Here is a 14,844-nt window from a genome sequence, read left to right on the forward strand (position 1 = left end):
GGGCGTGGCGTGCAAGCATTAATCGAGTCGGTAGGTTCACTTTCTGCGCAACAAAAGAAAGCGTTGGCGGTAATGCTCAAGCAGCAAGGCATCAACCTGTTTGAGATTGCCCCGGTTTTCAAGCGTCAGGAAGGCGAGCCGCTGCGACTCTCTTATGCCCAGGAGCGGCAGTGGTTTTTGTGGCAGTTGGAGCCGCAGAGCCCTGCCTACCATTTGCCACGTGCGTTGCGGTTGAAAGGCCGACTTGATCGGTCGGCCTTGCAGCGCAGCTTTGACGCCTTGATTGCCCGTCACGAAAGTTTGCGCACCTGCCTGCATCAAGACGTCGATCAGGTATTACAGGTGGTGAAGCCTGAGCTGCACCTTGAGATCGCTGAGGGTGTGGGTGAGCGCACGCAACTCGAAGCTCAAGTGCAAGCCGAAGTCGCCGAACCCTTCGATCTGCAACAAGGCCCGCTGTTGCGGGTGAAGTTACTGCAGCTGGCACCGGATGAGCATGTGCTGGTGCTGGTGCTGCACCACATTGTCTCCGACGGCTGGTCGATGCAGGTCATGGTCGATGAGCTGGTGCAGTTGTACGTGGGCTACAGCCAGGGCCAGGATGTGCGTTTGCCTGAGTTGCCGGTTCAATACCCCGACTACGCCTTGTGGCAGCGCAGTTGGATGGAAGCCGGCGAAAAAGAGCGCCAGTTGGGTTATTGGGTTGAGCGGTTGGGCGGTGAGCAACCGGTGTTGGAGTTGCCCTTGGATCATCCGCGCCCGCTGGTGCAAAGCTATCGCGGCGCGCGCCTGGACATGGACCTGGACGCGGTATTGGTCAGCCGTCTCAAGGCGCTGGCTCAACGCGAAGGTGTGACGTTGTTCATGCTGTTGCTGGCGTCCTTCCAGACGCTGTTGTATCGCTACAGCGGGCAGTCGGATATCCGCGTCGGTGTGCCGATCGCCAACCGTAATCGCGCAGAAACCGAGCGCCTTATCGGCTTCTTCGTCAATACCCAGGTGTTCAAGGCTGATATCGACGGGCAGATGCCCTTTAGTCAGTTGCTGGCCCAGGTCAAGCAGCGCGCACTCGAAGCCCAGAGCCATCAGGATCTGCCATTCGAGCAGCTTGTCGAGGCGCTGCAACCGGAGCGCAGCCTGAGCCATAACCCGTTGTTTCAGGTGATGTTCAACCACCAGACTGAAGCCCATAAGTCGCGGGGCGAGCTGCAATTGCCGGGCCTGGCACTTGAGGCGCTGGAGTGGGGCAGCCAGAGCGCACCGTTTGACCTTAGCCTGGATACTCAAGAATCTCCGCAAGGTATCCGGGCTTCGCTGACCTACGCCACGGACCTGTTTGAGGCGCCCACTGTGCAGCGCATGGCCGAGCATTGGCAGCGTTTGCTGCGCGCTATTGTCGGGCGTGCGGACACCCGTGTGGCGCAGTTGGCCATGCTGATCGATGCAGAACAGCGTGATTTGCTGTACGCCTGGAACCAGGGTGGCCCCGTGTTCGAGGCGGCGGCAGGCGTTCACGGGTTGTTCGAGGCCCAGGTGCAGCGGCGCCCGGAGACAGTTGCGCTGTGCCTGGACGAACACACCATCAGCTATGCCGAGTTGAATCGCCAGGCCAATCGCCTGGCGCATGCACTGATTGAGCGCGGTGTCGGCCCGGAAGTACGGGTGGGTGTGGCGGTCGAGCGCTCGTTCGAGATGGTGGTTGGCTTGTTGGCCGTGCTTAAGGCGGGCGGCGCCTATGTGCCGCTGGACCCGCAATACCCGCGTGAACGCCTGCTGCACATGCTTGAGGACAGCGGCGTGCGTGTGGTGCTGACGCAACCCCATGTGCCGATGCCGCTGCCCGAAGGCATGGCGACGTTGGATGTGGCGGATTCGGGGCTGGCCCACTACGGCGAGAGCAACCCGCTGGTCAAGGTCGACAAACACAACCTGGCTTACGTGATCTACACCTCCGGTTCCACCGGCAAGCCCAAAGGTGTGGCGATCAATCATGCGGCGCTGACTGAGTTTTCCCGGATGGCCGCCGATTACTCGCGCCTGACCCAGGATGACCGCGTACTGCAATTCGCTACCTTGAATTTCGACGGTTTCGTCGAACAGCTCTACCCGGCGCTGACCCACGGCGCGACGGTGGTCCTGCGCGGGCCGCAGCTGTGGGACAGCGCTCGGCTGTACGACGAAATCATCGCCCAAGGCATCACCCTGGCCGACTTGCCCACCGCTTACTGGAACCTGTTCCTGCTCGATTGCCTGGCGGCGGGGCCTCGATCCTATGGCGCGCTTCGCCAGGTGCACATCGGTGGCGAAGCCATGCCACTGGACGGCCCGGCGCAGTGGGTGAAAGCCGGTCTTGGCCATGTACGCTTGCTCAATACCTATGGCCCCACAGAAGCGACCGTGGTGTCGAGTGTGCTGGACTGCTCAGCGGCTGCTGAAATCGTCGGTGCCACCGCCAGCCCGATTGGCCGTTCCTTGCCAGGGCGCGCCCTTTACGTGCTGGACCGTGACTTGAACCTGACGCCGTTGGGGGCGGTGGGCGAGTTGTACATCGGCAGCCGCTGCGGTTTGGCGCGCGCCTATTTGAACCGCGCGCTGCTCACGGCTGAGCGCTTTGTGCCGGACCCGTTCGGCGAAATCGGCGAGCGCCTGTATCGCACCGGTGACCTGGCACGCTATCGCGCCGATGGCGTCATCGAGTATGTCGGGCGGGTCGATCATCAAGTCAAGATCCGCGGTTTTCGTATCGAGCTGGGTGAAATCGAGGCGCTGTTGTTGGCTCAGCCCTGCGTGCGCGAAACACTGGTGCTGGCCGTCGACAATCAATTGGTCGCCTATCTGGTTGCCGAGCAGCAAGACGCCGCAACCCTCAAGCTGACGCTGCGCGAACAACTGCCGGATTATATGGTGCCGACCCACATCATCTTCCTTGACCGCATGCCGCTGAACCCCAACGGCAAGCTGGATCGTCACGCGCTGCCCAAACCCGACGCCAACCAATCGCAGCAGGCATGGGTGGCACCGGTGACTGAGCTGGAGCAGCAGGTCGCTGCCGTATGGGCGCAAATCCTGGGTGCCGAGCGGGTAGGGTTGACCGACCACTTCTTTGAGATGGGCGGGCATTCGCTGTTGGCCATGCAGGTGGTATCACGCTTGCGTCATACGCTGGGGCGCGAAGTACCGCTCAAGCTGGTGTTCGAGCAGCCACGCCTGGAAGGATTTGCTGGCGCTTTGCACGCGCTGGATGGTGGCCTGGGTGAGCAGGCGCCGGCACTGGTGGCGGTCGGTCGTGACCAGCCGTTGCCACTGTCCTATGCCCAGGAGCGCCAGTGGTTCCTTTGGCAACTGGCCCCGGACAGCGCCGCCTACCATATCCCCAGTGCCTTGCGCCTCAGGGGGCGGCTGGACACGGCGGCGTTGCAGCGCAGTTTCGATGAGTTGGTCGCTCGCCATGAAAGCCTGCGCACCTGCGTCGAACAGCACGCGGAGGGGGCGCGGCAAGTTATCCGTGCGCAGGTGGTGTTGCCTGTCCAGTGCGTTGACGTGCAAGAAGCTGATCTGCAAGCGCAAGTCGAAGCCGAAATCGCCCGCCCGTTCAATCTGCAACGCGGGCCGTTGCTGCGCGTGACCTTAATGCGTGTGGCGCAGGACGATCATGTGTTGGTGCTGGTGCAGCATCACATCGTTTCTGACGGTTGGTCGATGCAAGTCATGATCGACGAACTGGTGCAGCTCTATGCCGCGTTCAGCCAGGGCCAGGCTGTGCAGTTGCCGGTGATGCCGATCCAGTACGCCGACTTTGCCGTGTGGCAGCGTACGTGGATGGAGGCGGGTGAAAAGTCCCGCCAGCTGGATTACTGGCGTGACTTGCTCGGTGGCGAGCAGCCGGTGCTGGAGTTGCCGTTCGACCATCAACGCCCAGCGCAGCAAAGCCATCGCGGCGCGCGCCTGGATGTACCGTTGCCTGCCAGCCTGGCGCAAGGTCTTAAAGCCCTGGCACAAGCGCAGGGCGTGACGATGTTCATGTTACTGCTGGCCTCGTTCCAGACGTTGCTGCACCGCTACAGTGGCCAGCAAGACATTCGCGTAGGCGTGCCGATCGCCAATCGCAACCGTGTGGAAACCGAGCGTCTGATCGGCTTTTTCGTCAACACTCAGGTACTCAAGGCCGATATCGACGGGCACATGACGGTTGCCGAGTTGCTGGTCCAGGTCAAGCAGCGTGCGCTGGAGGCCCAGGCCCATCAGGACCTGCCGTTCGAGCAATTGGTCGAAGCCCTGCAACCCGAGCGTAGCCTGAGCCTGAACCCGCTGTTCCAGGTGATGTTCAACTATCAGAGTGAGGGTCACCTGGGGGCGCAAGCACTGACGGATTTGCGCATCGAAGGCCTGGAGTGGGAACGCCGTACCGCGCATTTTGATCTCGACATGGATGTGCATGAAAGTACAGAAGGGCTGTGGGCCTCGCTGGGCTATGCCACCGACCTGTTTGAAGCCGTCACCATTGAGCGGATGGCCCGCCACTGGCAGAACCTGTTGCAGGCGATGGTGGCCGATCAACAACAGAATATCGGCCAGTTGCACTTGTTGGACAGCGACGAGCAGCAGCACATCCTGCAACTGTGGAACCAGACCGACGCCGGCTTCTCGGCCGAGCGTCTGGTGCATGAGCTGTTTGCTGATCGCGTGCGGGAAAACCCGGATGCGGTGGCGGTCAAGTTTGATACCCAAACCCTGACTTATGGCGAGCTGGACCGCCAGGCCAACCGCCTGGCCCATGCACTGATCGCCCGTGGCGTCGGCCCGGAAGTGCGGGTGGCGATTGCCATGCCGCGCAGCGCGCAAATCATGGTGGCGTTCCTCGCAGTGATGAAAGCCGGTGGCGTGTATGTGCCGCTGGACATCGAATACCCGCGTGTTCGTTTGCTGTACATGATGCAAGACAGCCGCGCGAAATTGCTGCTGAGCCACAGCAGTGCCTTGGCGCAATTGCCGGTAGCGGAAGGGCTCGAAACCCTGGCCATTGACCGCACCGAAGACTGGACCGGCTACAGCGATACCGCGCCGCAGGTAAATCTGGATGGCGACAACCTCGCCTACGTGATCTACACCTCCGGCTCCACCGGCATGCCCAAAGGCGTGGCGGTTTCCCACGGGCCGTTGGTGGCGCACATCATCGCCACCGGGGAGCGTTATGAAACCGGCCCGGCCGATTGCGAACTGCATTTCATGTCCTTCGCCTTCGATGGTTCCCATGAAGGCTGGATGCACCCGCTGATCAACGGCGCCAGCGTACTGATCCGCGACGACAGCCTGTGGCTGCCGGAATACACCTACGCGCAAATGCACCGTCACCACGTGACCATGGCCGTGTTCCCGCCGGTGTACCTGCAACAGTTGGCCGAGCATGCCGAGCGCGATGGCAACCCGCCCAATGTGCGCGTGTACTGCTTCGGCGGCGATGCGGTGGCGCAGGCCAGTTACGACCTGGCGTGGCGCGCACTGAAACCGACCTACTTGTTCAACGGCTACGGCCCGACCGAAACCGTGGTCACGCCGCTGCTGTGGAAAGCCCGTCGCGGCGATCCGTGCGGCGCGGTCTATGCGCCGATCGGCACACTGTTGGGCAACCGCAGCGGCTACGTGCTGGACTCACAACTCAACCTGCAACCCATCGGCGTGGCTGGTGAGCTGTACCTGGGCGGCGAAGGCGTGGCCCGTGGTTATCTGGAGCGCCCGGCGCTTACCGCCGAACGTTTTGTGCCGGACCCGTTCGGCAAGCCCGGCAGCCGCGTTTACCGCAGCGGCGACCTGACCCGTGGCCGTGCGGACGGCGTGGTGGATTACCTAGGGCGTGTCGACCATCAGGTGAAAATTCGTGGTTTCCGTATTGAGTTGGGTGAAATCGAGGCGCGCCTGCGTGAGCAGGATGCGGTTGGTGAAACGGTCGTCGTGGCCCAGGAAAGTCCGAGCGGCAAGCAGTTGGTGGCGTACGTCGTGCCCGCTGAGCCCGTGGCCGACCCGGTCGCATTCCGCGAAGCCTTGCGTCGTGCCCTGAAAACCCGTCTGCCTGACTATATGGTGCCTGCGCACTTCATGTTCCTGGACCAGATGCCGTTGACGCCCAACGGTAAGCTCGACCGTAAGGGCTTGCCCCAGCCGGACGCGGCGCAGTCGCAAGGTGTGTGGGTTGAGCCGGTTACGCCATTGCAACAGCAGGTCGCGGCGATTTGGGCCCAAGTGCTGGGCGCTGTGCGCATTGGCCTGACGGCCCACTTCTTCGAGTTGGGTGGGCACTCGTTGCTGGCCATGCAGGTGATTTCCCGTGTGCGCCAGTTGCTTGAGCGTGACGTGCCACTGCGCACCTTGTTTGAGCAGCCGCAATTGCAGGGTTTTGTGCTGGCACTGGACGCCGCTGAAGAGGACTTGGCGCCGCCAATGCGGGCGATAGGGCGGGATCAGCCGTTAGTGCTGTCCTTTGCCCAGGAGCGACAGTGGTTTCTTTGGCAGCTGGACCCGCAAAGCGCCGCTTACCACATCCCGAGCATTCTGCGCCTGAGCGGCCGCCTTGATCTGCATGCCTTGCAGTGCAGCTTTGATCGCTTGGTGGCGCGACATGAAAGCTTGCGCACTCGCATCAATCAGCAGGATGAGCGCACGGTGCAGGTGGTTTTGCCTGCCGAACCGTTGTCAATCATGCGAGGCGATGCCACTGAGCAGACACTGCAGCAGCAGGTAGAAGCCGAAATTGCCAAGCCTTTCGACCTGCAGCAAGGGCCGCTGCTGCGCGTCACCTTGTTGCGCCTGGCCGAAGATGAGCACGTGCTGGTGCTGGTGCAGCACCATATCGTTTCCGATGGCTGGTCGATGCAGGTGATGGTCGACGAACTGGTGCAGTTGTATAGCGCCTACCGCCAGGGCGAGGTCGCGCAGTTACCGGCGCCGGCGTTGCAGTATGCCGATTACGCACACTGGCAACGCGAGTGGATGGCGGCAGGTGAGCGCGAGCGTCAGTTGGCTTACTGGTGCGAACTGCTGGGCGGTGAGCAACCGGTGTTGGAACTTCCGACCGCGCACGCGCGCCCGGCGCAGCAAAGCTATCGCGGTGCCAGCCTGGAGCTTGAGTTGCCGACGCAACTGGCCGAGGGGCTCAACGCATTGGCGCAGCGCGAGGGCGTGACGCTGTTCATGCTGTTGCTGGCGTCTTTTCAGGGTTTGTTGTACCGCTACAGTGGCCAGCACGACATCCGTGTCGGGGTGCCGATCGCCAACCGCAACCGGGTTGAGGTCGAGCGGTTGGTCGGCTTCTTTGTCAACACGCAGGTGCTCAAGGCCGACCTTGACGAGCAGATCACCGTCACCCAACTGCTGCAGCAGGCCAAACACCGCAGCCTGGATGCGCAGAGCCATCAGGACCTGCCCTTCGAGCAACTGGTCGAAGCCTTGCAACCGGAGCGCAGCCTGAGCCATAACCCGTTGTTCCAGGTGTTGTTCAACCATCAGAGCGAGGCGGGGTTGGCTACCCGCGGCCGTCAGTTGCCCGATTTGCGGGTAGAGGGCCTGGATTGGGGTAGCCAGACCGCGCAGTTCGACCTGAGCCTGGACACCCAGGCCACCGCGCAGGGTATCTGGGCCACCCTGACCTATGCGACCGACCTGTTCGAACCGGCCATGCTCACGCGCATGCTGGGGCACTGGCAAAATCTGTTGCAAGGCATGCTCGACGACCCGCAGCAGCGCGTCAGCCAGTTGCCACTGTTGGGCGACGCCGAGGAACGTAGCGCGCTGCAAGACTGGAACGCCACTGCTCGCGACTACACGCAGCAGCCTGTGCATCAGTTGATCGAAGCCCAGGTCGAACTCACGCCGGATGCCGAGGCGCTGGTATTTGCCGGGCAGCGCTTGACGTACACCCAACTTAATCGGCGGGCCAACCGCCTGGCCCATCGCCTGATGGACGCCGGTGTCGGCCCCGACGTGTTGGTGGGGCTGGCCGTGGAGCGTTCGATAGACATGGTCGTTGGCCTGTTGGCGGTACTCAAGGCCGGTGGCGCTTATGTGCCGCTCGATCCGGAATACCCACGCGAGCGACTGGCCTACATGCTGGAAGACAGCGGCGTGAGTATGTTGCTGACCCAGGCCCATCTGCTGAGTCGATTGCCGATTCCACACGGAGTGGACACGCTGGTGTTGGGCGAGGCCGATGTCGACAGTTACAGCGAAGCCAATCCCATTAGCGTGCTGAGCGGCGAAAACCTCGCCTATGTGATCTACACCTCCGGCTCCACCGGCCAGCCCAAAGGTGCGGGCAACCGCCATTGTGCGCTGACCAACCGCCTGTGCTGGATGCAGGAAGCCTACGGGTTGAACGCCCGTGACACGGTGCTGCAAAAGACCCCGTTCAGCTTTGACGTGTCGGTGTGGGAGTTCTTCTGGCCGCTGATGACAGGCGCACGCCTGGTAGTGGCTGCGCCGGGTGATCACCGCGACCCGGCCAGGCTGGTAGCGTTGATCAACGCCGAACAGGTCACTACGCTGCACTTTGTGCCGTCGATGCTGCAGGCTTTCCTGCAAGACCCGGCCGTTGCTTCCTGCCACTCCTTGCAACGCATTGTGTGCAGCGGCGAAGCGCTGCCGGTGGATGCGCAACAGCAGGTATTGCGCAAGTTGCCGCAAGCCGCGTTGTACAACCTGTATGGCCCGACCGAAGCCGCCATCGACGTGACCCACTGGACCTGCATCGACGAAGGGCGTGACACGGTGCCCATTGGCCAGCCGATCGCCAACCTGTGCACCTATGTGCTGGACGCACAACTGCAAGCGACCGCTGTGGGTGTGGCAGGTGAGTTGTACCTGGGCGGTATCGGCTTGGCACGCGGTTATCATCGACGCCCTGGGCTCACCGCCGAACGGTTTGTTGCTTCACCGTTCGAGCCCGGAGCGCGCCTGTATCGTACCGGCGACCGCGTGCGTCAGCGTGCCGACGGGGTTATCGAATACCTTGGGCGCCTGGATCATCAGGTCAAATTGCGTGGCCTGCGCATTGAATTGGGTGAGATTGAAGCGCGTGTTCTTGAACATCCACAGGTGCAGGAAGCCTCGGTCCAGGTGGTTGATGGCAAGCACCTGGTGGGCTATCTGGTGTTGCTGGCGCCGAGCGAAACCTGGCGTGAATCCCTGGGCGCACACCTGTTGGCGCACTTGCCGGACTATATGGTGCCGGCGCAATGGGTGCTGCTGGCGCAAATGCCCCTGAGCCCGAATGGCAAGCTGGACCGCAAGGCGTTGCCCAAGCCTGATGCGCACGCGCAAGAACGCGTCTATCAGGCGCCGCAGACGCAGCTGGAGCAGCGCCTCGCGACGATTTGGGCCGAGGTCCTGGAGGTTGAACGCGTCGGGTTAAATGACAATTTCTTTGAGCTGGGTGGCCATTCGCTGTTGGTGTTGAGGCTCAAGGAGCGCATCCGCAAGGCGACCGGCACAGCGCTGTCGGTCAGCCAACTGATGCTTAACCCGACCATTGCGGGGCAGGTGGCCTGCCTGGGTGGCGAAACCCGCCACTCGCTGATCGTCAAACTCAACAGCCAGACCCAAGGCACGCCACTGTTCCTGTTCCACCCAAGCTTTGGTTCGGTGCATTGCTACAAGGCCATCGGCCTGGCACTGCGTGAACAACGGCCGGTGCTGGGGGTGATCAGTCGGGCGTTGGTCGAGGAGGGCAGTGACGTGCCCAACTGGCAATCGATGGTCGATGACTACACCGCGCAACTGCTCGATGCCGTACCCGAAGGCCCTTATCGCCTGGCCGGTTGGTCCCTGGGTGGCAACCTGGCCATGGAGGTCGCGTATGCGTTGGAACAGGCGGGGCGTGTGGTCGAGGTTGTCGGTTGGATCGATGCATCGCCGCCGCACTGGCTCAAGGCCTATTGGGACACGGCGGTGATGACCGATGACAGTGAAGTGCCGGTTAATCAGCGGCGTGTCGAGTTATTGCAGGTGATGTTTGCGCAGTCGAGCGCGTTGATTCAGGCGGCGTGGTTGCAAAGCCAGGCGCTCTCTGAAGACGAGGTGCAGCAATGGCAGGCGTTCAGCACGTGGGCCGAAGGCGCGCTTGGTGAGACCTATGTGGAGGTCAAGGCCAGCTTGCTTGAGGGCGACGAAGCGCAGATCTCCTGGGAACTCGACCGTGCTCTTGGCCAGAGTCTCAAGGACGCCGACTTCAAGCCGATCCAGGCACCGATCAATTGCTGGTGGGCCGCTGCGAGCCGGGCAGGGCAGCATCGTCAGTTAATTGAGGCAAGCATGGCGCAGGTTATGGGCCGTCCATGTATTGAGCAGTCAGTACTGATCGACTCTACCCATGATCGAATCATCGATAACGCCGCGTTCGTGCAGAGCTTTGCTGATGCGATGAAGTAACCCCCGGTGTAAAAGAAACGCCCCTGGACCGATGGCCAGGGGCGTTTTTTTATCGGTGTTATTCGCCAAACGCCACGATTCAGCGGGCAACAAAAAGCCCCTGGTCATCAGCGATGACCAGGGGCTTGGGCCGGATCAGAAGTTCCAGCGGGTGCTGAGCATGACGTTACGCGGGTCGCCGTAGTAAGCCGAGTTGTAGAAGCCGATGTTGGTGTAATACTTCTTGTCGAAGATGTTGTTGACGTTGAGGGTCGCCGATACGTTCTCGGTCACCTGGTAACGGGCCATCGCGTCGACGATCCACAGTGGGTCCTGGGAGAAGTTTTCCTCGGTGCCTTTGGCATAGTTGTTCAGCAGTTTCCAGCCAGTGCCCTGCCAGCGCACGCCGGTGCCCAGGGTCAGCTTGTCGAGTGGGCCGGTCAGCTTGTAGCTGGTGTAGATATTGACCTGATCTTCCGGCTCCCAGGTGGAGAGCTTCTCACCCTGTTTGTCGCGCATGATCTTATGGGTATAGCCCGCCTGCAACTGCCAGCCTGGCGCCAGCTCGCCGGAAATTTCCGCTTCGTAGCCTTTGGTCTTGGCTTCGGTGCCCCTGGAGGCGTAATCCAGCCCTGGGTGGCTGTTGGGGATGTAATCCGTGTCGTCGACGGCGCGGTTTTTCTCGTGAACCTCGAAGTAGGCCAGGCTCGAATTCAGGCGACCGTCGAAGAACTCGCCCTTAAGGCCGATCTCGTAGTTCTTGCCTTCATCTGGTTCCAGCGGTTTGTCGTTGCGGTCTCGGTAATCGTCCTGGGGCAGGTAGATTTCGGTGAAGCTGGCGTAGGCCGAGAAGTTGTCGTTGAGGTCATAGGTGATGCCGGCATAAGGCACTACCTTGCCGGTGTCCTTGACCTGGCTGGTGCCGCTGACTTCGTAGTTGTTGACCCGAGTGCCGAGGATCAGGTGCAAGTCATCCGCGAGGCTGAAGCGCCCGGTGATGTAGCTGGCGCTCTGGCGGGTCAGCTCGTCGTTCTTTTTGGTTCGAGGACCACGGTCCGGCTTGGGGGCGTCGCCGTCCCAGTTGAAGTAGTCGTGGCTGTTGTCGTAGTTGGTGGCGTTGGTGTAGTCGCTGCCCAGCCAGTGCGAGCGCGAGACCGACGTACCGACCACCAGTTCGTGCTCACGCCCGAACAGGCTGAACGGCCCAGTGGCGTAGAGATCACCCGTGTCGCTGGTGGTTTCACCATTGTAGGTACGGGTCAGCAGCGATGCCTTGCCCGTTTCGGCATTGGGTGACAGCAGGGCCGACAACGGGGCTTTGTAGCCGTTGATCTGGTGGTTGTACTGCGCCTTGCCGACCCAGCCGTTGTCGAACGTGTGTTCCAGGGTGGCGAAGGCGGTACGGGTGTACTGTTTCCACTTGCTGTACTTGGCGCCGTTGTTGAAGGAGCGCGGGGTGCTGATGTGGTTGCCGGCCGAGTCAAAGAGCGAGGCCGCACCGGACCAGCTGGAGCCCTGCGGGTCACTGTCCTGGTAGTCGCCACCGATGGTCAGCAACGTATCCGGTGCCAGGTCGAACTCGAGAATGCCGTAGTAGACGTTGGTCTGGCGTTGGTAGTGATCGAGGAACGTGTGTTTGTCCTGGTACGCCGCAACAGCACGGCCACGCACGTTGCCGGTCTCGGTCAGCGGGCCGCTGACGTCGATTTCCGAACGGTAGTTGTCCCAGGAGCCTGCGCCCAGGTCCACATAGCCCTTGAATTCCGAGGTGGGCTTTTTACGCACCATATTGATGGTGCCGCCCGGGCCGCCGGCGCCGGTCAGCAGGCCGGTGGCGCCCTTGAGGATTTCGACGCGGTCGTAGATCACGGTGTCGGTCAAGGTGTGGCCCGACGAGTACTGGGCATCCTGCAGGATCGGAATACCGTCGTACTGGAAGTTCTGAATGGCGAAACCGCGAGAGAAGTAGCTGGTGCGCTCGCTGTCGTAGGTGGCAACGGTGATGCCCGGTGTGTGACGCATCACGTCGTCGATCGACTTGAGGCTGAAGTCGTCCATAGCCTGGCGGGTCACCACGGAAATCGATTGCGGCGTCTCACGTGGGCTTAACACCATGCGCGTCGCGGTGGCGATGGTGCCAGGGGTGTAGGAGCCGGAGCCTTCGGTGATGGTCCCCAACTGGTTGGCGGTTACCTGGGTAGCACCCAGTTCCAGTGCCGACGTTTTCGCCGCGCTGATGGTGAACGAGCTGCCCTGCAGGTCATAGCTGATGCCCGTCCCGGACAGCAAGGTGGTCATGGCCTGGCCAGGTTGCAACTTGCCTTTGATCGCGTGGCTGCGCTTGCCTTCTACATCGGTAGGGCTGTAGAGCACCTGCAAGTTGGTCTGGCGACCGAACTCCTGAAGCGCGCTCCCCAGCGGCTGTGCGGGCACATTCAGCTCGACCTCCTGCGCCTGCACATAACCTGCGACCGGCAATGCCAGTGCCAGGGCAATCGCGCTTGGCAGCAGAGGGGTATTCAAGAGGCGGCGCATGGAGAGTGCCTTGCTCAAGGGACTCAGACCGAACGTTGCTGGCATGGATGCATTCTCTTCTATGTTTTAAGTGGGCAGCTTTTAGTGTTTATTGAGGTCAATTCTCATTACCACTAGTGAGACGTTCCTATCCGGAAAAACCGGAAAATAAATTTCAAGCCGGCTCCATCTCGTGCACGACCTTGCCCGCTCGCAGGCGCACCAGTTGGTCGGCGATGTCGAAGTAGCGGTCGTCGTGGCTGATCACGATGATGGTTTTGCCCAGGCGCTTGAGGTCGGGCAGCAGCTCGGTGTAGAACACGCGGCGGAAGGCCGGGTCCTGGTCGGCGGCCCATTCGTCGAACACCAGCACCGGGCGCTCTTCGAGCCAGGCATTGACCAGCGCCAGGCGCTTGCGCTGCCCGGTGGAGAGGTCGGTGGTGCTGAATACGCCGTCCTTGACGCTGACTTTGTGCGCGATTTCCAGGCGCTCCAGGTACTTGGCAGCACTGTCCAGCGATTGCGTGGCGCTGCCCTGGACCAGGTCGTCGAACAGGTAATAGTCGGCGAACACCGTGGTGAACAATTGGCGATAGTCATCGCGCACCGGGTCGGTCACGGTTTCGCCGTTCAGGCGGATTTCGCCGGCGTCGGGTTGATACAGGCCCAGCAACAGTTTGATCAGTGTGGTCTTGCCGCAGCCGTTCTCGCCGACGATAAACACGATATCGCCCTGCTGGATGCTCAGGTTGATCGGCCCCAGGTGAAACGGCTCGCTGCCCTCTACCGGCGGCGGGCTGTAGGTGACACCACGCAGTTCAAGGCTGTTGACCACCGGCGTGGGAGCTTCGCTGCCGTCCATCAACAAATGCGGCTCGGGGGACGAGAAGCGATCAGACAGCTCGGTGATACGCGCAAAGGCAATGCCGGCCTTGCCGATGATCGGCAGGTAACCGATCACGTGTTCGAGCGGGCCTTTCATGTACAGCAGCACCAACACAAAACCGGTGATCACCGCCGGGTCCGGATTGGGGCTGTAGGCTTGCATGGCCAGGGCCAGGCCGATGACCACAAAGAACAGCATCGAGCCAAAGGTTTTGGCCACGATGTAAATGTTGACCGAGCGCACCTGGATGTCGCTGATCCGGTCGGCGGTTTCCTGGATACGGTGGGTGTTCATCCGGTAGCGCCGTGGCCGGTGGATGCGCAACTCCTTGGCGCCGGAGGCGATCGCCGAATAGTAGCGCTGCAGTTCGTCTTCCAGGTCGCGGGCTGCATCGAAGCCGCGTATGCCTTTGTGGCCGGCGATGAACTGCACGCTGCTGCCGATCACAATGGCGACGATCATCATCAGGAACATCGGCACAGACAAGTAGGCCAGGTAACCCAGGCAACCCAGGGTTACCGTGCTGGCGATGGCCAGCGGGGTGAACGCGAAGGAGAAGTCGCTGATGGTATCGACGTCGTGGGTGAGCACCGGGATCAGGCGGTGCGAGCGGTAGCGTTCGATCTGCTCGATGGGCGCCGACAGCACTTTCTCGCCGAGATCCTTGCGCAGGGCGGCAATGATCCGCTGGCCCACATAGTTGGTGCCGATATCCGAGACGATCGAACTGGTCAGCGCCAACAGGCACAGCGCCGCAAAGGTCAGGACCACGCCCTGGGTCATGCCGGTTGTAGAGTGCAGGGCGTTATTGATAGTCGCCAGCAGCAACGTGATGGCCAGGCCGCCGGCCATGCCCAGCGCGACAGAGACTGTCACGATGGTGCGAAAAGGCCTGAGCAATGCGAGCAAACCGTTAAAGGCGCCGCGCTTGGGGTCGGTCATAAATACTTCCCGGAAAGTGAAAAAAGAGGGGGCTGGGCACACAGACCCTTACCCATGACAAACGAAGTGTCGGGGCGACTATTTAGCGCGGCGCGCCGGGCGGTGGC

General features: G+C 61.6%; 3 protein-coding genes. 1 reads left to right on the forward strand and 2 read right to left on the reverse strand.

All coding sequences use genetic code 11. The features are described from left to right. The first annotated feature begins 9 nt into the window (after positions 1-9). Entirely contained in the window at positions 10-10,416 is a 10,407-nt protein-coding gene (locus AB4P96_RS15075) for an amino acid adenylation domain-containing protein (RefSeq protein ID WP_395599725.1), read from the forward strand. 135 nt (positions 10,417-10,551) lie between these two features. Here AB4P96_RS15075 and AB4P96_RS15080 read toward each other — a convergent pair whose 3' ends face one another. Both AB4P96_RS15080 and AB4P96_RS15085 read right to left on the reverse strand, forming a co-directional pair. Then, on the reverse strand, positions 10,552-12,930 hold the full coding sequence (locus AB4P96_RS15080; protein ID WP_017138098.1) for a TonB-dependent siderophore receptor: 2,379 nt from the start codon (positions 12,928-12,930) through the stop codon (positions 10,552-10,554). A gap of 154 nt (positions 12,931-13,084) precedes the next feature. Next, positions 13,085-14,737: a cyclic peptide export ABC transporter gene (locus tag AB4P96_RS15085; RefSeq protein WP_099549287.1), complete on the reverse strand. Its 1,653-nt coding sequence runs from the start codon at positions 14,735-14,737 to the stop codon at positions 13,085-13,087. Positions 14,738-14,844 lie beyond the last annotated feature (107 nt).

The sequence above is a fragment of the Pseudomonas sp. B19125 genome, from assembly GCF_044218855.1.
GTDB lineage: Bacteria > Pseudomonadota > Gammaproteobacteria > Pseudomonadales > Pseudomonadaceae > Aquipseudomonas > Aquipseudomonas edaphica.

Excerpts from the sequence above, each read along its gene's own strand:
- AB4P96_RS15080 (WP_017138098.1), bottom strand. The coding sequence starts at position 12,930 with ATGCGCCGCCTCTTGAATACCCCTCTGCTGCCAAGCGCGATTGCCCTG.
- AB4P96_RS15085 (WP_099549287.1), bottom strand. The coding sequence starts at position 14,737 with ATGACCGACCCCAAGCGCGGCGCCTTTAACGGTTTGCTCGCATTGCTC.